The sequence below is a fragment of the Streptomyces sp. genome (genome assembly GCF_031178505.1).
GTDB lineage: Bacteria > Actinomycetota > Actinomycetes > Streptomycetales > Streptomycetaceae > Streptomyces > Streptomyces gulbargensis.
This window is the reverse complement of sequence record NZ_JAPSIW010000044.1, coordinates 1-18,899: the sequence shown is the minus strand read 5'-3', so window position 1 is coordinate 18,899 and position 18,899 is coordinate 1. Positions and strand designations below refer to the sequence as shown.

The window sequence follows — 18,899 nt, the reverse complement described above, 5'->3', positions numbered from 1 at the left end:
GCCACGACACCGGCCTCGCGGGCCGTGAAGTCGGCGGTGGCGACGGCGTCCTCGGGGACGGTCGCCACGGTGGTCACGTCCACGCCGCCGTCCAGGTCCTCGGCGATCGCCAGGTGGGCGATGTCCTCGACCTGGACGGGGTCGAGACCGGCGTCCGCGAGCAGCTGGGCGAGGTCGGGGTCGAGCCCGCACTCGAACTCCTCCTCGCCGCCGCAGCCGCAGCCGTCGCCGCAGCCGCCGGACTCCCCGGCGGTCGCGGCCGAGGGGGCGCTGATCTGGATGAGAGGGACGTCCACGGGTTCGGGACGGCTTTCCTCGGGCGTGCTCACTTACTGCTCCCTGGGGGCGTCGGCGGTGGGGGGAAAGTCATGCGTGCCGGTCGTCCGGACGTCGAGGGCCCGTTCCGGCGTGAGGCGTACGACGAGATGACGGCGCCAGGCCGCGTCGTCCCGCTCGGGGTGGTCCTCGCGCCAGTGACAGCCCCGGGTCTCCTCACGGCGCCGGGCCGCGGCGACGAGGACCCGGGCCACGCACAGCAGGTTGGTGGTCTCCCAGGCCTCCACGCCGGGCGCGGCCGCCTTGGAGTCGTCGGTGCCGCCCGCGAGGGCGTCCTCGTGGAGCGCGTCCAGCGCCTCGGCGGCCTCCCGCAGGCTCTCCGCGGACCGCAGCACCCCGGCGCCGGCCGTCATGACCCGCTGGATACGGGTGCGGGCGCCGGCCACCGGCAGCGGCAGGGTCACCGGGGCCGGGTGCGGCACGGGGGCGCCGGCCGCGCGGGGGGCGCGGGCCGCGATGTCCTCGGCGATCCGCTCGGCGAAGACCAGGCCCTCCAGGAGCGAGTTCGACGCGAGCCGGTTGGCGCCGTGGACGCCGGTGCAGGCGACCTCACCGCACGCGTACAGGCCGGGCACGGTGGTCCGGCCGGACAGGTCGGTGCGGACGCCGCCGGACGCGTAGTGCGCGGCCGGGGCGACGGGGATCGGCTCGGTGACCGGGTCGATGCCGTGGGCCCGGCAGGCCGCCAGGATGGTGGGGAAGCGCTCGGCCCACATGGCGGCGCCGAAGTGGCGCGCGTCCAGGTACATGTGGTCGGCGCCCCGCTCCAGCATCCGGCGGGTGATCGCCTTGGCGACGATGTCCCGGGGGGCCAGCTCGGCCAGCTCGTGCTGCCCGAGCATGAAGCGGACCCCGTCGGCGTCGACGAGATGGGCGCCCTCCCCCCGTACCGCCTCGGAGACCAGCGGCTGCTGGCCCTCGGAGCCGGCGCCGAGGAAGAGGACCGTCGGGTGGAACTGGACGAACTCGAGGTCGGAGACCTCCGCCCCCGCCCGCAGGGCCAGTGCCACGCCGTCGCCGGTCGAGACACCGGGGTTGGTGGTGGCGGAGAAGACCTGGCCCATGCCGCCGGTGGCGAGGACCACGGCCGGGGCGTGGACGGCGCCGACGCCGTCGTGCTGCCCCTCGCCCATCACGTGCAGGGTGACGCCGGCCGTCCGGCCGTCCGCGTCGGTGAGGAGGTCCAGGACGAGGGCGTGCTCGATGAACCGCACGCCCCGGTCGCGTATCGCCTCCACCAGGGCCCGGGAGATCTCCGCGCCGGTCGCGTCCCCGCCCGCGTGCGCGATGCGGCGGCGGTGGTGGCCGCCCTCCCGGGTCAGGGCGATCTCGCCGCCCGCGGTCCGGTCGAAGTCGGCGCCGGTCTCGATGAGGCGGCGCACGGCGTCGGGGCCCTCGGTGACCAGGAGCCGTACCGCCTCCTCGTCGCACAGCCCGGCGCCCGCGACCAGGGTGTCGTCCCGGTGCTGTGCGGGGGTGTCGCCCTCGCCCAGCGCGGCGGCGATGCCGCCCTGTGCCCAGCGGGTGGAGCCGTCGTCCAGGTTGGCCTTGGTGACGACGACCGTACGGAGCCCGGCGGCGGTGCAGCGCAGGGCGGCGGTCAGGCCGGCGACTCCGGAGCCGACCACCACCACGTCGGCGTCGATGGCCCAGCCCGGCGCGGGGGCGTGCAGCCGTATTCCGGTCACTTGTCGGCGTCCTTTCCCCGGACCGCTCCGAAGGTCAGCGGGATGTTGTCGATCAGCCGGGTGCTCCCCACGCGCGCGGCGACCGCGAGGATCGCCTCTCCGTCGTGGTCCCCGGGCACCTCGGTGAAGTCGGCCGGGTCGACCAGGGCCAGGTAGTCCAGGACGAGCGGCGGATCGGCCTGGGCGGCGTCGTCCAGGACGGCCCGCGCGGCGGCCCGTACGGCGTCGGCGCCCCCGCCTCCCTCGGCCGCCTGGGCGACGGCGTGCGCGTCGGCGGCGGCCCGGGCCTCCCCGAGCCGGGACAGCGCCTCGGCCCGGGTCTCGGCCCGCGCCCGGTCACCGGGCAGCGAGGTGGCCCGCGCGCGCAGCGCCTCCTGGGCGGCGAGCCGGTCCCGCGCGGCGAACAGGGCGCGGGACAGGGCGAGCGCGGTACGGCGCTCCCCGGCCGACAGGTAACGGTTGCGGCTGGACAGGGCGAGGCCGTCGGCCTCCCGGACCGTCGGCACGCCGACGATCTCGACCGGGAAGTTCAGGTCGCGGACCATCCGGCGGATCAGCGCCAGCTGCTGGGCGTCCTTCTGCCCGAAGAGGGCCAGGTCGGGCGAGGTGAGGTGGAGCAGTTTGGCGACGACGGTGAGCATCCCGTCGAAGTGGCCGGGCCGGGAGGCGCCCTCGAGGCGCTCGCCCATCGGTCCGGCGGTGATCCGGACCTGGGGCTCGCCGCCCGGGTAGACCTCGTCCACGGACGGCGCGAAGACGACACCGGCGCCGGCGTCGAAGGCGATCTCCAGATCGGCGTCGAGCGTGCGGGGGTACCGGTCGAGGTCCTCGCCGGCGCCGAACTGGAGCGGGTTGACGAAGACGGTGACCACGACGAAGCCCTTGTCGCCGACGCGCTCGCGGGCGGTGCGGATCAGGGTGGCGTGGCCCTCGTGCAGGGCGCCCATGGTCATGACGACGGCCGTGCGGCCGGGGGTCGCCCAGCGCGCGGCGGCGTCCTTCAGCTCCTCGACCGTGGGGACCAGCTCGGCCGGCTCGTGGCGGACGGGCCGGGCGTCCGCGGAGCGGTCGCGGGCGAACAGGTTCATCGGTCGTCTCCTCGCGGCCCGTCGCCGCCGGGTCCGCCGTCGGGGCCGGGGCGGTCGGGGTGGGGCTCGCCGTCGGGGGCGGGGCTCTCGGGGTCGGGGCCGGCCTCCGGGCCGGGTGCCTCGGAGGTCCGGGGCGTGCCGGGGTCGCCGGGGGCGGCCGCGGCGCCGGGCCGGGGCGCGGCGGGGGACGGTTCGGCGAGGACGCCCAGGAGGTCCTCGGCCAGTTCCGGCTTGAGCAGGCCGTGGGCGAGGGCCCGGTCGGCGGTCGTCCGGGCCATCGCCAGATAACCGGCGACGGTGCCCGGGGCGTGCTTGCGCAGCTCGGCCACATGGGCGGCGACCGTGCCGGCGTCCCCGCGGGCCACCGGACCGGTGAGGGCGGCGTCGCCGGACCGCAGCGCGTTGTCCAGGGCGGCACCGAGGAGGGGTCCGAGCATCCGGTCGGGCGCGGCGACACCCGCCTTGCGCAGCAGCTCCATCGACTGGGCCACCAGGGTGACCAGGTGGTTCGCGCCGAGCGCGAGGGCCGCGTGGTAGAGCGGGCGGGCCTGCTCGGCGATCCACTCGGGCTCGCCGCCCATCTCGATCACCAGCGCCTCGGCGGCCAGCCGCAGCTCCTCGGGCGCGGTCACCCCGAAGGAGCAGCCGGCGAGCCGCTGCACGTCCACCGCCGTGCCGGTGAAGGTCATGGCGGGGTGCAGGGCCAGCGGCAGGGCGCCCGCCCGGCGCGCCGGGTCCAGGACCCCGACCCCGTACCGCCCGGAGGTGTGCACGATCAGCTGCCCGGGCCGTACGGCGCCGGTCTCGGCGAGGCCCTCGACCAGGCCCGGCAGGGCGTCGTCCGGCACGGTCAGGAGGACCAGGTCGGCGCGGGCGAGGACCTGGGCGGGCTCGACGACGGGGATCTCGGGCAGGAGCTCGGCGGCCCGCCGCCGGGAGGCGTCGGAGACCGCGGAGACGGCGACGGGCCGGTGCCCGGCGAGCCGGAGCGAGGCGGCGAGGGCGGGGCCCACACGGCCCGCGCCGACGACTCCGACGGTGAGCCGGGCCGGTCGGTCCTCGACTCGGGCCTCTGGCGCTGCTGGTGCGTTCACGGTGGGGACGGCCTTCCGTTCCAGTCCTCGGCGGGTACCGGACGATTTCTGGTCATGCTACGCCAGCGTTTCCCAGCGCTCCGTGGCTGTCCACAGGGCGCCGGTGACGGTGTGATGATCGGCCCATGGACGTGAGGGGAGAGGGCATGGACGACACGAGGGCCGGGGACGGCGCGGAGGGCCCGGGGAGCGGGGACGGGGCGGTGGGCTCGGGAGCCGCGGTCGCCGTCGGGCACCCGGGGGACCCGGACGGCCTGGCGGAGTTCGACGAGGAGACGGCCCGGCTGTACCGGGCGAAGGTGTGGGGCGGGGCCCGGCGCAAACTGTGGGAGGCCCCGACCGACGCCACCCTGGCGGAGCGTCTGCGCGAGCTCGCCGACTGGACGGACGCCTCCGCCCACGGAGGCACCGTGGTCGACACGTACGGCGACGGGGTGGTGGAGGTCCTGGAACGGCGGGTGGCCACCGCGCTCGGCCACCCCGCCGCCGTCTTCTTCCCGACCGGGACCATGGCGCAGCAGGTGGCGCTGCGCTGCTGGGCCGGGCGGACCGGCAGCCCCGTGGTGGCCCTGCACCCGCTGGCCCACCCCGAGGTCCACGAGGACGACGCCCTGGGCACGGTCGCCGGGCTCCGCACCGTCCACCCCACGGACGCGCCCCGGCTGCCCACGGCGCAGGAGGTCCGGGACCACCCCGAGCCCTTCGGGACGCTGATGCTGGAGCTGCCGCTGCGCGAGGCGGGCTTCGCCCTGCCCACCTGGGAGGAGCTCACGGACGTGGTGGCGGCCGCCCGCGAACGGGACGCGGTGGTCCACTTCGACGGCGCCCGGCTGTGGGAGTGCCCCGCGCGTCTGGGCCGCGGGCTCGACGAGATCGCGGGCCTCGCCGACAGCGTCTACGTCTCGTTCTACAAGTCCCTCGGCGGCCTGTCCGGGGCCGCGCTCGCCGGGCCGGAGGACCTCGTGGAGGAGGCCCGGGTCTGGCGGCACCGGTACGGAGGCCTCCTCTTCCAGCAGTACCCGGTCGCCCTGGCCGCGCTCCGGGGCCTGGAGACCGAGCTGCCCCGGCTGCCCGCGTACGTGGCGCACGCGCGCGTGGTGGCGGAAGCGGTGCGGGAGGCGCTGACGGAGGCGGGCACCGGCTGGTTCCGGGTGCACCCGCGGGAGCCGCACACCCACCAGTTCCAGGTGTGGCTGCCGTACGACCCGGACGTCCTCACGGCGGCCTCCCTCGCCCAGACCGAGGCCACGGGCACGGCCCTGTTCCGCCGCTGGTTCACCCCCGGCGCCGGCGGGCCGCCCGGCGTCGCCCTCACGGAACTGACGGTGGCGGGCCCGGGCCTGGAGTGGACGGCCCAGGACGTCCGGGTGGCGGTACGGGACTTCCTGACGCGCGTCCGGGCCTGAGCCGGCGACGGACGGGTCCGGGGGAACCGGGAGCGGCGGCGGGTGCGGGAAGCGCCCGGCCGTCGGCGGGCCCCCCGGAGCACCCACCGGCCGCCCGGCCGTCAGCGGGCGCCCGAGCCGTCCCGGCGGCGCAGGGCCGCCGCCACGCGTCGCCGGAGGCGGCCCCGGGCCGGGCGGCCGGCCACTACCCGTTCGAAACGGCGGCGGTCCACGGCGGCCCGGAACAGGGCCACGTCGTACGTGCCGGGGGCGGGCGGCACCGGCTCACCGAGGCGGGCGGCGCGGTAGGTGTCGAAGAGGTACTGGTGCAGCGCGTTCATGACCTCACCGTGCGCGCCGCCCCGCGCCCCCGGCCCGCCGATTGACGGCCCTCGTCAAACGGCGGGACACGGCCCCCGCCCCAGCCCCCACCATGGTCCGGTGAGCGTGACCATCGACATCACCGGACTGCCGCACGAGCGGATCACCTTCTGCCCCTCGCCGCTGGCCGAACTGGGCGCCGCCCTGCACGCGCTGGCCGAGCCGGCGCACCACCCCCGGCTGCACGCCTGGACCACGACCACGGCGGCCGCGCTGAAGCCGGAGCTCGCGGACCGGCTGCACGAGGCCGACTTCATGTGGCACACCACCCGCTCCGACCTGCTGCTGCCACCGCTCCCCCGGGAGACCCTCGCCGAGGAGCTGGACGACCTCGACCGCGTGGACGACGAGCAGTACGTCGGCGCCGCCCTGGAGATCTCCTGCAACAGCCGGTACCGGCACGGCGCGCCCTCCCCGCTGGTCGACGAGCGGATGCGCCGCCGCGCCCTGGAGCTGGGCGCGGCACGCGGCCCCCGGCAGGCCGCCTTCGTGGAGCGGATGCTGGCCGATCCCACCGGCACGCGCGCGTGGCTGCGGCGGCTCCTGGAGGACTGCGACGAGGCCTTCTTCGCCGACACCTGGCGGCGCGTCCGGGTCCAGCTCGCCGCCGACGCCCGTCACAAGACGGAGCTGCTGCGGCGCAAGGGCCTGGCCGAGGCCGTGGCCGCCGCCTCCGGCGCGATGACACTGGAGGAGGACGAGCACGGGCGGCGGATCGTCGTCGACAAGCTGGTCCAGGGCCGCACCAGCGCCCAGGGCTCCGCCGTGACGTTTCTGCCGACCGCGTTCGGCTGGCCGCACCTGTTCGCCCTGCACGCGCCGGGCTGGCAGCCCGTCGTCCAGTACCCGGTCGCCGACCGGGACCTCGGCGGCGCGGCCTCCGTCGAAGCGGTCGCCCGGCGGCTGGAGGCCCTCGCCCACCCCATGCGGATGCGGCTCTGCCGGAGCCTCGCGCGGGGCGCGAACACGACGAGCGAACTGGCCGACGCGTACAACATCTCCGCCCCGGAGGTCTCCCGTCACCTCGCGGTCATGAAGAAGGCCGGTCTGCTCACCACGCAGCGGCGCGGCCGGTACGTCCTGCACCAGCTCGACGTGTCGGTCGTCGCCCGCCTCGGGAGCGACTTCCTGGAGAGCGTGCTGCGCTGACCCCCGGGGGCGGGCGGCCCCTACGCGGCGCCGCCGCCCGCCCGGACCAGGCCCGTCTCGTACGCCAGGACGACGACCTGCACGCGGTCGCGCAGGCCCAGCTTGGTCAGGATCCGTCCGACGTGCGTCTTGACCGTCGCCTCGGAGAGGACGAGACGGGCGGCGATCTCACCGTTCGACAGGCCCTGGGCGACCAGCAGCATGACCTCGCGCTCCCGGTCGGTGAGCCGTTCCAGCTCCTTGTGCCGCGGCTCGCGGCCCGAGGACGGCAGCATCGGCGAGAACCGGTCCAGGAGACGGCGGGTGGTCGAGGGCGCCACGACCGCGTCCCCGCTGTGCACGGACCGGATCGCGCCGAGCAGCTCGCCCGGCGGCACGTCCTTCAGCATGAACCCGCTGGCCCCCGCCTTCAGGCCGGAGAACGCGTACTCGTCCAGGTCGAACGTGGTCAGGATGAGCACCTTCGGCGGATTCTGCTGCGCGCAGATCCGCCGGGTCGCCTCCACCCCGTCCAGCTTCGGCATCCGCACGTCCATCAGGACGACGTCCACCGCCGTGGAGCGCAGCACCTCCAGGGCCTCCACGCCGTCGCCCGCCTCCGCCACGACCTCCATGTCCGGCTGGGCGGCGAGCACCATGCGGAAACCGGTGCGCAGCAGCACCTGGTCGTCGACGAGCATCACGCGGATGGACATACGGGTTCCTTCGGGGAGAGGGGAGGGGGTTCGGGGTCAGGTGGCGGGCTTGAGGGGCAGGAGCGCGCTGATGCGGAAGCCGCCGCCGGGGCGCGGCCCCGCGTCCAGGGTGCCGCCGACCATGCCGACGCGCTCCCGCATGCCGATGAGGCCGTGGCCGCGCCCGTCGGCGCCCCCGTCCTCGTACATCTCCTGCGGTGCTCCCCGCCCGTCGTCCTCGACGAGCAGGCCGAGGCCGTCGTCGAAGTAGACGAGGCGGACGCTGGCTCCGGCGTCGGGCCCGCCGTGCTTGCGGGTGTTGGTGAGGGCTTCCTGGACGATCCGGTACGCGGTCAGCTCGACGCCGCTGGGCAGCGGGCGCGGGGTGCCCTCGACGGTGAAGTCGACGGTGAGCCCGGCGCCCCTGACCTGCTCCACCAGGTCCTCGATCTGCCGCACGTCCGGCTGCGGCACGTACTCCCCGGCCTCCTGGTGCTCGCCGGTGCGCAGGATGCCGAGCAGCCGGCGCATCTCGGCCAGCGCCTGCCGGCCGGTGGTGGAGATGGTCTCCAGGGCCTGCTTGGCGGTCTCCGGGGAGGAGTCCATCACGTAGGCGGCGCCGTCGGCCTGGACCACCATCACGGAGACGTTGTGGGCGACGACGTCGTGGAGCTCACGGGCGATGCGGGCGCGTTCGGCGGCGACGGCGACCTTGGCCTGGGCCTCGCGTTCCTGCTCCAGGCGGAAGGCCCGTTCCTCCAGCTGCGCGAAGTAGGCGCGGCGGGTGCGCAGGGAGTCGCCGAGGACCCAGGCGAGCGCGAAGGGCACGGTCATGATGACCGTGAAGAAGACCTGCGCGGCTCCCGAGGCGGGGTTGTCCACGGGCCAGCGCAGCTGGGAGAGCGTCGCGGCGCTGAGGCCGCCGAGGAGGGCGAGGCGGGAGGCCCAGCGGGGCCCGTCGTGCGCGGCGACCGTGTAGATGATGACGAGCATGGCGAAGTCCGCCATGAACGGCACGATGCCGAAGGCGAGCTGGGCGACCCCCAGGACGACCGCGAGCACCAGCATCTTCTCGGGCGCCCGCCGCCGCAGGGCGACGACCAGCGAGAACAGCGCGGCGACCACCCCGTAGGCGGCGGGCGGGTCGACCGACGGATAGGTCGAACCCACCCACAGCAGCGACAGCCCGAACAGGACGACGGCCCAGAAGGTGTCGACGCCCGTCGGGTGTCTGCGGAGGAAGTCGTAGAGGCGCTGCACGTCACCCAGAGTAGGGAAGAGGGACGGGTGGGGGGATCAACCGTGGGGCCGATCCTGGGCGCGGAGCCCGTACTCCCCGAGGTGGAGACTGGGTCCGTGACGGATGAGACGTGTCGACGGCGGGAATGGGCGGGCTGGCGCGAGGCCGCGGAGCGGGCGCTGTACGGCCCCGGCGGCTTCTATCTGCGCCCCGAGGGGCCCGCGGCGCACTTCCGCACCTCCGTGCACGCCTCCCCGCTGTACGCCGCGGCCGTGGCGCGGCTGCTCGGCGAGGTGGCGGCGGAGCTGGGCACCGACGAGCCCGCGTTCGTGGACGTGGGCGCCGGGCGGGGCGAGCTGGTGACGGGGGTGCTCGCGGCGGCGGCCGGGGCGGGGCTCAGGGTGCGGGCGTACGCGGTCGAGCGGGCGGCCCGGCCCGCGGGCCTCGATCCGCGGATCGTCTGGACGGACCGGGTGCCGCGCGGGGTGCGGGGGCTGCTGTTCGCGAACGAGTGGCTCGACAACGTGCCGGTGGACGTGGCCGAGACGGACGCGGCGGGCGTGGCGCGGTACGTGGAGGTGGCGCCGGACGGTACGGAGCGGCCGGGCGCGCCGGTCACGGGGCCGGACGCGGAGTGGCTGGCCCGCTGGTGGCCGCTGCGGGAGCCGGGGGCGCGCGCGGAGATCGGACGGCCCCGGGACCGGGCCTGGGCGGAGGCGGTGGCGTGCCTGGCGGCGGGCCGGGCGGTGGCCGTGGACTACGCGCACGTACGCGCCTCCCGGCCGCCCTTCGGCACGCTGACCGGCTTCCGGGAGGGCCGCGAGGTTCCGCCCGTGCCGGACGGGAGCTGCGATCTGACGGCGCACGTGGCCCTGGACGCGTGCGGGGCGGCGCCGGGGGCGGGTGCCCCGGAGGGGCCGGGCGGGGACGGCTCGGACGCCGGCGGGGCCCGTCTGCCGGAGCCGGAGCTGGTGACGCAGCGGGAGGCGCTGCGGCGGCTCGGGGTCTTCGGCGCGCGGCCGCCGCTGACCCTGGCGTCGTCGGATCCGGCGGGATACGTGCGGGCGCTGGCCGCGGCGGGCGAGGCGGCCGAACTGACCGCGCCCGGCGGGCTCGGTGACTTCCTCTGGCTGATCCAGCGGGTGCCGGCGGCGCGGGAGGGGTGAACCGGCGGATGCCGAGGACGCGGGAGGGCTGAACCGGCGGGTGCCGGCGGCACCGGGGGTACCGGGCGGCGGGCAGGGGGCGGGTGCGCCGGGGGCGCCCGGGTCCCGGGCCGTGCGGCGGTGAGGGGCCCGGCCGGGCCGTGCCAGGGGCCCCGGGGGCGCCGGGGAGGCGTGGGGCGGCAGGGGATACTGGCCGCATGACGGAGACGACGGTCGGAATCGGCGGCGCGGCGGAGAGCACCGACATGGTGCTGAACATCGGGCCGCAGCACCCCTCGACCCACGGTGTCCTCCGGCTCCGGCTCGTGCTCGACGGCGAGGTCGTCCGGGAGGCCGAGCCGGTGGTCGGCTACATGCACCGGGGGGCGGAGAAGCTGTTCGAGGCGCGGGACTACCGGCAGATCATCATGCTGGCCAACCGCCACGACTGGCTTTCCGCCTTCTCCAACGAGCTCGGCGTCGTCATGGCGGTCGAGCGGATGCTGGGCATGGAGGTCCCGGAGCGGGCGGTGTGGACCCGCACGCTCCTCGCCGAGCTGAACCGCGTACTCAACCACCTCATGTTCCTCGGCTCGTACCCGCTGGAGCTGGGCGGGATCACGCCGGTCTTCCACGCGTTCCGGGAGCGCGAGGAGCTTCAGGCGGTGATGGAGGAGGTCTCGGGCGGCCGGATCCACTACATGTTCAACCGGGTCGGCGGTCTGAAGGAGGACCTGCCCGCCGGGTGGCTCGGGCGGGCGCGGCAGGCCGTCGCGGACGTGCGCTCGCGGATGGACGTGTACGACCGGCTCGTCCTCGGCAACGAGATCTTCCGGGGCCGGACGCGCGGGGTGGGTGTGCTGAGCCCGGAGACCGTCCACGCCTACGGGGTGTCGGGGCCGGTCGCCCGTGCCTCGGGCGTGGACTTCGACCTGCGGCGCGACGAGCCGTACCTCGCGTACGGGGAGCTGCGGGACACCCTGCGGGTGGCGGTGCGGCAGGACGGCGACTGCCTGGCCCGGTTCGAGTGCCTGCTCGACCAGACGCACAACGCGCTGGACCTGGCGGACGCCTGTCTGGACCGGATGGCCGAGCTTCCGCCGGGGCCGGTCAACCAGCGGCTGCCGAAGGTCCTGAAGGCGCCGGAGGGGCACACGTACGCCTGGACCGAGAACCCGCTCGGCATCAACGGCTACTACCTGGTGTCGAAGGGCGAGAAGACCCCGTACCGGCTGAAGCTGCGGTCGGCCTCGTACAACAACATCCAGGCGCTCGCGGAGCTGCTGCCGGGGACGCTGGTGGCCGACATGGTGGCGATCCTGGGCTCACTGTTCTTCGTGGTCGGCGACATCGACAAGTGACCGGCCCCCGGTAGGACCCCGGGAACGACGGAGGCGCCCGCCGGGCAGGCGGGCGCCTCCGTCGTCGTCGCGGCGTCAGGAGTTGACGGCTCCGCGCAGCTCAACCACGTCGAGCTGCTCGGTCTCGTCGTGCGCGGTGAGGTCGATGACCTGGCCGGCGGTCCGCGGCGGGGCCGGGGTGAGGGGCGTGACGCGGGCGGCCTGGAGGACCTCGTCGCCGACGACGTCGGCGAGGTCCGTGTTCTGCACCGCCTCGATGGCGGCGGCGGCCTTCTGCGTACCGAAGAAGTCGAAGCCCCCCTCGGGACGCGGGGCGGGCCGACGGGCGGTGTACGGGACGACGGCGGCGGCGACCGGAACGGGCGGCGCGGTGGGCGCGGTCCCGCTGCCGGCGGGGCCCGCCGTCCCGGTGATGCCCGCGGCCGGGGCGGCGGTCAGGGCGGGAGCCTCGCTGCGGGTGTGCTGCTCGGTCCCGCCGGCCGCCGGGTGCTTCCCCTCCGCGTCCTCCTCCGCCGCGTCGGCCGTCCGCCCTGCGGTGCGGCGGGCACGCTGGGCGGCGGCGTTGCGCGGCAGGTCGCGCAGGGCCACGGCGGCGCGGCGGTACGCCTCCGGGGTGGGCGTCGACCCGGCGGCCGGGAGCGCCCTGGCGTCCCCGGCCGTGGCGGCGGTGGCCTCCAGGGCGAGGACGCGGCGTCCCTCCAGGGCGCTGGCCCGCTCGGTCTCGGCGGTGGCGTAGCGGCGCAGCAGGTCGGCGTGCTCGCCGCGGAGGGCGGCGAGTTCGACCCGCTTGGCGCGCAGCTTGGCGTCCAGCCGGGCCCGCAGGGCGCGCGACTCCTCCAGGTCGGCCTCCAGCTCCGCGGTCCGCTCGTCGGCCTTCCACTGGTCGGCGGTGCGGGCCCGGTTGAGCTCGGCGACCTGGCGGCCGGCGCTCCGGTCCCAACTGCGCATGAGCACGGCTCCGGTGACGGCGGCTCCGGCCGCCGCGGCGGCGAGCAGCCGGACGACCACGAGGTCGCCGGGGAGCCAGGCCGCCGCGGCGCACACGACCGCGGCGCCGGCGACCGCGGAGGGCGGCAGCAGCTTGTGCAGAGGCGGGGAATGGCGGTGGCGTCCACGTGGCATGGCCTGAAATTTACCGTGCGTAGGCGCCATGTGGGGGGTCGGCCCGGCAAACTCCTGTCCACTTCTCACCGGAAGAAGTGGGATCCCACCCTTCCGGTTCCGCTTGGGGCCGACTTCCCTTCCCCGTCCTCTACTTGCTGAGCAGCCCCTTCGACTGCAGATAGGCCTTCGCCGCGTCCTCCGGCTTCGCGCGCTCGGCGTCCACCTTCCGGTTGAGTTCGGCGAGATCCGCCGTACCGAGCACCTTGGTGATCTTGTTCAGAGCGGTGGCTATCTCCGGCGCTCCGGCGTCCTTCGCGTTCACCACCGGCAGCACATTGTCGGCGTTCTGCAACTTCTTGTCGTCGGCGAGGAGGACGAGGCCGAAGCTGTCGAGCGTGGCGTCCGTGGTGGTCGTCAGAACCAGCTGGTCCACCCCGTCCCTGACGGCCTGCTTGGCCTGCGGAGTGCCCACACCCTTGGGGTCGACCCCCGCCACGTCGATTCCGTACCGGGCCTTCAGGCCGGGCGCGCAGAAGGGCCGTACCGCGCATTCGTCACCGGCCGCGATCCTGACCTTCAGCTTCGCGCGACCAAGATCGGAAAGCGTGCTCAGGCGGTTCTTCGCGGCGAATTCCTTCGACACGGCGAACGCGTTCTGATCGACCGCTCCGCCGGCCTCCAGGACCTTCAGCCCGCGCGGTTCCGCGAGCTTCCGCAGCGCTTCCACGGTGGCCTTCGCGTCACCCGACGCGACCGGCTTCTCCTCGGGCGCCTTCGGGCCGTTCACCTTCGCGTTGAGGAATTCCGCGAGGGTCGCCGCGTATTCCGGCACGACGTCGATCTGGCCGTTCTCCAGGGACGGTTCGTACAGTTCCCGGTTCTTCACCGTCGTGACCGAGACCGTGTATCCGGCGTCCCGCAGCACCTGGGCGTACAGCTCGGCCAGCACCTTCGACTCGGTGAACGCCGCGGCGCCCACCACCAGCGAGCCCTTGCCCCCGCCACCGGAACCGCCCGACCCGCCGGCCGTACCGCCCTTGCCCTGCTCCAGGCTTTCCCCGCCGCAGGCCGTGAGCGCCACGGCCAGTGCCGCCGCCCCCACCACCGCACGCGTACTCCGCGAGAACCCGTTCACCGAATCACCCATCCCACTTCGTCGGTCCGGCCGCCGGTCTCTCCGCCGGTCCGGCTGTGTGCGTCCGCCGTGCCCGCGCGCCGCGCCCGTCCGCCGCGCCCGTCCGGGGGCGGCCCGCCCCCAGGAGCCGGTCGGCGCCCGCGAGGACGCCCTCGACCACGAGGGCGAGCGCCGCCACGAGAACCGCGCCGGCGACGACCTGCGCGGTGTCGTACAGGGCGAAGCCGGCCGTGATGACCCGGCCCAGACCGCCCTGCCCGACCATCGCGGCGACCGTGGCCGTGGCCACCACCTGCACGGCGGCCGACCGCACGCCCGTCATCACCACGGGCCGTGCCAGGGGCAGTTCGACCCGCAGGAACACCTGCCCCCCGGTCATCCCCATGCCCCGCGCCGCCCGCACGGCCGCCCGGTCCACCTCCCGCACCCCCACGTACGCGTTGGTCAGCAGCGGGGGTATCGCGAAGAGGACGAGGGCCACCACGGTCGGCACGTACCCCGCGTTCCGCAGCGGCGAGACCATGAACAGGGCGAGGACCGCGAAGACCGGCACCGCCCGCCCCACGTTCGACACGTTCACCGCGAGCGCCCCACCCCGCCCCAGGTGCCCCAGGCCCAGCCCCACCGGCAGGGCGACCGCGCAGGCGATCAGCAGCGCCAGCCCGCTCACGTACACGTGCTCGGCGAGGCGCTGCCCGATCCCCTCCGGGCCCGCCCAGTGCGCGCCGGTGGTGAGCCAGGTCCACGCGTCCGTCACGACCCCCACCTCACCCACCTCCCGGCGCGGTCCGTATCCGGGCCCAGGGCGTGAGCAGCCGCTGAAGGCCCAGGAGCAGCAGGTCGGCCACGACGGCGAGCAGGACGCACAGCACGGACGCGGCCAGCACCTGCGCCTTGAAGAAGGTCGGCAGGGCGTCCTCGATGAGATTGCCGAGCCCGCCCCGGCCGACCACCGACCCGATCGTCGTCAGCGCGATCGTGGAGACCGTCGCCATCCGCACCCCGGCCATCAGCACCGGCAGCGCCAGCGGCAGTTCGACCTCCCAGAGCAGCCGCCACGGCCCGTACCCCATGCCCCGCGCGGCCTCCCGGGTCTCGGCGGGCACCGCCGCGAGGCCGGCCAGCGCGTTCCGCACGAGGATGGTCAGGGCGTACAGCACGAGACCCGTCACGACGAGCGCCGCCGACAGGCCGAACACCGGCAGCAGCAGCGAGAACATCGCGAGCGACGGCACCGTGTAGAGCAGGGTCGTCAGCCCGAGGACCGGGCCGGCGAAGCGGGGTCTGGCCCGCACGAGCAGCGCCAGCGGCACCGCCACGACCAGCGCGAGCAGCACCGACACGACCGTGATCCCCACGTGCTGGAGCAGCGCGTCCGTCAACTCCCCGGCGCGCGTGCGCAGGTACTCGCCGCAGATCCAGTCGTTCGTCACCAGACAGTTCGGCGTGCTCATCCGCCCTCCCCCCGGGTCGCCCGCCCTTCCGAACGCTTGTGTGACGACCCTAACCCGGGGCACCGACAACCGCCGGAATCCGCCACCCCCCGGCAACACACCCTTCACACACCCCCGGCTCCCAGGGGCCAGAATGGGGAACCATGATCCGGTTCGAGCACGTGACCAAGCGCTACCCCGACGGCACCACGGCCGTGGACGACCTCTCCTTCGAGGTCGCCGAGGGCGAACTCGTCACCCTCGTCGGGCCGTCCGGCTGCGGCAAGACGACCACCATGATGATGGTCAACCGGCTCGTCGAGCCCACCTCCGGCCGCGTCCTCGTCGACGGCCGGGACGTCGCCGGCGTCGACCCGGTCGCGCTGCGCCGCAAGATCGGCTACGTCATCCAGCAGGTCGGCCTCTTCCCCCACCGCACCGTCCTCGACAACACCGCGACGGTGCCCGCGCTCCTCGGCTGGAAGAAGTCCGCCGCCCGTGCCCGCGCCGCCGAACTCCTCGACCTCGTCGGGCTCGATCCCGCCACGTACGGTTCCCGCTATCCCGCCCAGCTCTCCGGCGGACAGCGCCAGCGCGTCGGTGTCGCCCGCGCCCTCGCCGCCGACCCGCCCGTCCTCCTCATGGACGAACCCTTCGGCGCGGTCGACCCGGTCGTCCGCGAACGCCTCCAGAACGAGTTCCTCGCCCTCCAGGCGACCGTCCGCAAAACGGTCCTCCTCGTCACCCACGACATCGAGGAGGCCGTCCGCATGGGCGACCGCATGGCCGTGTACGGGCAGGGCCGCATCGAGCAGTTCGACACCCCCGCCACGGTCCTCGGCGCCCCCGCCACCCCCTACGTCGCCGACTTCGTGGGCAGCGACCGCGGCCTCAAGCGACTCGCCGTCACCCCCGTCACCGAGGCCGACCTCGACCCGCTGCCGCCCGCACCGGAACCGGCCGGCGCCCCCGCCCCCGTACCCCTGGGGACCTCCCTCAAGGACGCCCTCGCCGCCCTCCTCCAGCACGACACCGGCCGCCTCGCCGTCACCGGCGACGACGGCCGGCCCCTCGGCGTCCTCACCCCCGAAGGCGTCCACCGCGCCCTGCGCCGCGCCTCCGCACCCGCCCCGGAGGCCGCCGCGCCGGACACGGTCTAGACCGACAGCCGGCCGCTCATCCACACCAGGCCCGGCGGGATCTCACGGTTCCACGTGTTGAAGTTGTGGCCGCCGCTCTCCAGGGTGATCGAGGAGACCCGCGCCGGGCTCCGCACCTTCTTCACGAACTCCAGCGTGCCCTTCCGGTTGTCCTCGCCCCGCTTCGACGTCGTCACCAGGAACGAGGACCGCCCCTGCGGCAGGTGGTCCAGGCTCCACAGCAGGTCCGCCCGCTTGCGCAGCCGGTCGTCCCCGTGGAACAGGTCCCCCGTCGTCACGTCCTCCGCCGCCCGGTAGTACGCCGAGAAACCCGCCCCCGCCCCGTACCGGTCCGGATGGTGCAGCGCGATCTTCAAGGCGCAGTACCCGCCCGTCGAGTTCCCCATGACGCCCCAGCTGCGCGGCCCCGTCCCCACCCGGTACGTCTCCGCCACCGCCTTCGGCAGGTCCTCCGCGAAGAACGTCTCCGTCTGCGGGCCCCCCGGCACGTCCACGCACTCCGTGTCCCTCGGCGGCGCCACCGTCGGCCGCATCATCACCAGGACCATCGGCTGCATCCGGCCCTCCTTCGCCTGGAGGTACGCCGTCCGCGGGTACTTGAGTCCCTTGATCAGGTTCTCCGCCGTACCGGGATACCCGGTCAGCACCACCGAGGCCGGGAACTTCCGCCCCGCGTACCGCTTCTGGAAGTACTCCGGCGGCAGGTACACGTACGCCGACGACGAGATCCGCGACCGCTCCCCCGCGATCAGCACCTTCTGGATCTGGCCCGCCACCGCCGGACGGCCGCCGCCCGGCACGTCCGGCGCCTGCGTCCCCACCACGCGCAGGTCCTTCGAACCGGCCGAGTGGTCGACCACCACACCCATCTCCTGCTCCTGGCCGAACAGGTCCGCCCACGAGCCGTAGAAGAGGAACGACCGGTTCGCCGCCAGACCCACCGCCGCGAAGAGCGCCACCTGCGTCACCAGCAGCAGACCCACCCGGCCCGCCACGGCCCGCCAGGTGCGGCGTCCCAGCCTCGGCCACCACACGACCGTGGCCGCGAAGAACAACACGGCCACCACCATGGCCAACACGAGAACACTGCTGCTGGTGAGACCCATGGGACGACCGAGCCTTCTTCCTGGTGCGCCGGACGTCGTGTCCGCCGGACTTCGTGAGAATTTCCTGAGGGGGAGTGAACCCACCCCCGCCCACCGCCGTCCTAGAAGGCGCACCAACCGGGCCGGCCCGCCGTACACACCGCGGAGCGCGACCCGGTCCAGAACCCCTCGCAGGACCACGGGAAGCACGGGAAGCGGATGTCTGTCACGGTAGATGGGGACAAATCACGATTGGTTCCGGTTCGGGTACGCCGGATTCTCCGCGGCCCCCGGCCCGAGAAGGTCCCCTCCCTCGTCGGCACGGCCTGCACCCTCATCGGCCTCATCGACATCGCCGCCGGAGTCTTCCCCCGCTTCCGCGCCAGCCGCGTCCACGCGCTCGCCGAAGTCCTCCCCGGCACCCTCGGCCCCCTCTCCGCCGCCCTCTCCCTGAGCGCCGGCGTCCTCCTGCTGCTCCTCGCCCACGGGCTCAAGCGCCACAAGCGCCGCGCCTGGCGCGCCGCCGTCGTCCTCCTCCCCCTCGGGGCCGCCGCCCAGTTCGTCTGGCGCCACTCGGTCCTCGGCGCCCTCCTCTCCCTGGCGCTCCTCGCCCTCCTCGTACGCCACCGCGGCGAATTCGCCGCCCTCCCCGACCCCCGGAGCCGCTGGCGCGCCCTCGCCAACTTCATCGTCATGGGCGCCGGCTCCCTCGCCCTCGGCCTCGTCATCGTCAGCGCCCACCCCCGCCGGGTCGTCGGCGACCCGAGCCTCTCCGACCGCCTCGAGCACGTCCTGTACGGACTCCTCGGCGTCGAAGGCCCCATCGCCTACACCCACGGCGTCGACTGGACCGTCGGCTACTCCCTCGGCGCGCTCGGCATGCTGACCGCGCTCACCACCATCTACCTCGCCCTGCGCCCCGAGCACCCCGCGGCCCGCCTCACCGACGACGACGAGGCACGCCTGCGCGCCCTCCTCGCCCAGCACGGCGGACGCGACTCCCTCGGCCACTTCGCCCTCCGCCGCGACAAGGGCGTCGTCTTCTCCCCCAGCGGCAAGGCCGCCGTCTGCTACCGCGTCGTCTCCGGCGTCATGCTCGCCAGCGGCGACCCCATCGGCGACGTCGAAGCCTGGCCCGGCGCCATCGAACGGTTCATGGACGAGGCCAGGGCCCACTCCTGGACCCCCGCCGTCATGGGCTGCTCCGAGACCGGCGGCCACGTCTGGACCCGCGAGACCGGCCTGGACGCCCTCGAACTCGGCGACGAGGCGGTGGTGGACGTCGCGGATTTCTCCCTCTCCGGACGAGCCATGCGCAACGTCCGCCAGATGGTCAAGCGCATCGAGCGCAACGGCTACACCACCCAGGTCCGCCGCGTCCGTGACCTCACCGACGCCGAACTCGAACGGATCCGCGCCGCCGCCGCCGACTGGCGCGGCA

General features: G+C 74.9%; 17 protein-coding genes and 1 pseudogene. 6 read left to right on the top strand and 12 right to left on the bottom strand.

From position 1 onward, the window contains the following. The 4 genes and pseudogenes from RIF68_RS06235 to RIF68_RS06220 all read right to left on the bottom strand — a co-directional run. Positions 1-329 (bottom strand): annotated as a pseudogene (locus RIF68_RS06235) (nicotinate-nucleotide diphosphorylase (carboxylating)); the annotation flags it as partial. Next, positions 330-2,024: an L-aspartate oxidase gene (locus RIF68_RS06230; RefSeq protein ID WP_309050125.1), complete on the bottom strand. Its 1,695-nt coding sequence runs from the start codon at positions 2,022-2,024 to the stop codon at positions 330-332. Next, positions 2,021-3,112 (bottom strand): pantoate--beta-alanine ligase, encoded by a 1,092-nt coding sequence (panC, locus tag RIF68_RS06225; RefSeq protein WP_309050124.1) that lies wholly within the window; start codon positions 3,110-3,112, stop codon positions 2,021-2,023. Before panC ends, RIF68_RS06230 begins: the two co-directional genes overlap by 4 nt. Continuing rightward, positions 3,109-4,206 (bottom strand): DUF2520 domain-containing protein, encoded by a 1,098-nt coding sequence (locus tag RIF68_RS06220; RefSeq protein ID WP_309050123.1) that lies wholly within the window; start codon positions 4,204-4,206, stop codon positions 3,109-3,111. Before RIF68_RS06220 ends, panC begins: the two co-directional genes overlap by 4 nt. A 146-nt stretch (positions 4,207-4,352) precedes the next feature. Between RIF68_RS06220 and RIF68_RS06215 the strand changes: the two genes are divergently transcribed. Then, the gene (locus tag RIF68_RS06215; RefSeq protein WP_309050122.1) at positions 4,353-5,612 is read left to right on the top strand and encodes a beta-eliminating lyase-related protein; all 1,260 of its coding nucleotides are present in this window, start codon (positions 4,353-4,355) and stop codon (positions 5,610-5,612) included. Positions 5,613-5,713: 101 nt separating this feature from the next. Here RIF68_RS06215 and RIF68_RS06210 read toward each other — a convergent pair whose 3' ends face one another. Further along, positions 5,714-5,932, bottom strand: a complete 219-nt coding sequence (locus tag RIF68_RS06210) for a hypothetical protein (RefSeq protein ID WP_309050121.1) — start codon at positions 5,930-5,932, stop codon at positions 5,714-5,716. A 100-nt stretch (positions 5,933-6,032) separates the two neighbouring features. On the opposite strand from RIF68_RS06210, the gene RIF68_RS06205 reads away from it, so the two are divergent. Continuing rightward, positions 6,033-7,121 (top strand): DUF5937 family protein, encoded by a 1,089-nt coding sequence (locus RIF68_RS06205; RefSeq protein ID WP_309050120.1) that lies wholly within the window; start codon positions 6,033-6,035, stop codon positions 7,119-7,121. A 20-nt stretch (positions 7,122-7,141) separates the two neighbouring features. Here RIF68_RS06205 and RIF68_RS06200 read toward each other — a convergent pair whose 3' ends face one another. Together RIF68_RS06200 and RIF68_RS06195 are read right to left on the bottom strand one after the other, a co-directional pair. Further along, on the bottom strand, positions 7,142-7,816 hold the full coding sequence (locus tag RIF68_RS06200; RefSeq protein WP_309050119.1) for a response regulator transcription factor: 675 nt from the start codon (positions 7,814-7,816) through the stop codon (positions 7,142-7,144). A gap of 36 nt (positions 7,817-7,852) precedes the next feature. Next, complete coding sequence (locus tag RIF68_RS06195; protein ID WP_309050118.1) at positions 7,853-9,055, bottom strand: sensor histidine kinase; 1,203 nt, start codon at positions 9,053-9,055, stop codon at positions 7,853-7,855. Positions 9,056-9,151: 96 nt separating this feature from the next. Between RIF68_RS06195 and RIF68_RS06190 the strand changes: the two genes are divergently transcribed. Both RIF68_RS06190 and RIF68_RS06185 read left to right on the top strand, forming a co-directional pair. Further along, positions 9,152-10,201 carry an SAM-dependent methyltransferase gene (locus RIF68_RS06190; protein ID WP_309050117.1) on the top strand — a complete coding sequence of 350 codons (1,050 nt, stop codon included), beginning with the start codon at positions 9,152-9,154 and terminating at the stop codon, positions 10,199-10,201. Between the two features lie 197 nt (positions 10,202-10,398). Then, a complete protein-coding gene (locus RIF68_RS06185) occupies positions 10,399-11,541 on the top strand; it encodes an NADH-quinone oxidoreductase subunit D (RefSeq protein WP_309050116.1) in 1,143 nt (380 codons plus the stop codon). Between the two features lie 75 nt (positions 11,542-11,616). Here RIF68_RS06185 and RIF68_RS06180 read toward each other — a convergent pair whose 3' ends face one another. From RIF68_RS06180 to RIF68_RS06165, 4 genes are all read right to left on the bottom strand, one after another. Further along, positions 11,617-12,663 carry a hypothetical protein gene (locus RIF68_RS06180; RefSeq protein WP_309050115.1) on the bottom strand — a complete coding sequence of 349 codons (1,047 nt, stop codon included), beginning with the start codon at positions 12,661-12,663 and terminating at the stop codon, positions 11,617-11,619. Positions 12,664-12,793: 130 nt separating this feature from the next. Continuing rightward, a complete protein-coding gene (locus RIF68_RS06175) occupies positions 12,794-13,792 on the bottom strand; it encodes an ABC transporter substrate-binding protein (RefSeq protein ID WP_309050114.1) in 999 nt (332 codons plus the stop codon). Continuing rightward, the gene (locus RIF68_RS06170; RefSeq protein WP_309050113.1) at positions 13,785-14,546 is read right to left on the bottom strand and encodes an ABC transporter permease; all 762 of its coding nucleotides are present in this window, start codon (positions 14,544-14,546) and stop codon (positions 13,785-13,787) included. Before RIF68_RS06170 ends, RIF68_RS06175 begins: the two co-directional genes overlap by 8 nt. Before the next feature lies 1 nt (position 14,547). Further along, complete coding sequence (locus RIF68_RS06165) at positions 14,548-15,234, bottom strand: ABC transporter permease (protein ID WP_309050112.1); 687 nt, start codon at positions 15,232-15,234, stop codon at positions 14,548-14,550. Between the two features lie 143 nt (positions 15,235-15,377). Here RIF68_RS06165 and RIF68_RS06160 point away from each other — a divergent pair, with 143 nt between their 5' ends. Then, positions 15,378-16,373: an ATP-binding cassette domain-containing protein gene (locus tag RIF68_RS06160; protein ID WP_309050111.1), complete on the top strand. Its 996-nt coding sequence runs from the start codon at positions 15,378-15,380 to the stop codon at positions 16,371-16,373. Here the strand turns inward: RIF68_RS06160 and RIF68_RS06155 are convergent. Further along, positions 16,370-17,479 carry an alpha/beta hydrolase-fold protein gene (locus tag RIF68_RS06155; RefSeq protein ID WP_309050110.1) on the bottom strand — a complete coding sequence of 370 codons (1,110 nt, stop codon included), beginning with the start codon at positions 17,477-17,479 and terminating at the stop codon, positions 16,370-16,372. The two genes, RIF68_RS06160 and RIF68_RS06155, sit on opposite strands and share 4 nt — an antisense overlap. Positions 17,480-17,677: 198 nt before the next feature. Here RIF68_RS06155 and RIF68_RS06150 point away from each other — a divergent pair. After that, positions 17,678-18,899, top strand: a 1,222-nt coding sequence (locus RIF68_RS06150) for a phosphatidylglycerol lysyltransferase domain-containing protein (RefSeq protein ID WP_309050109.1), incomplete at its 3' end; no start/stop codon positions are given.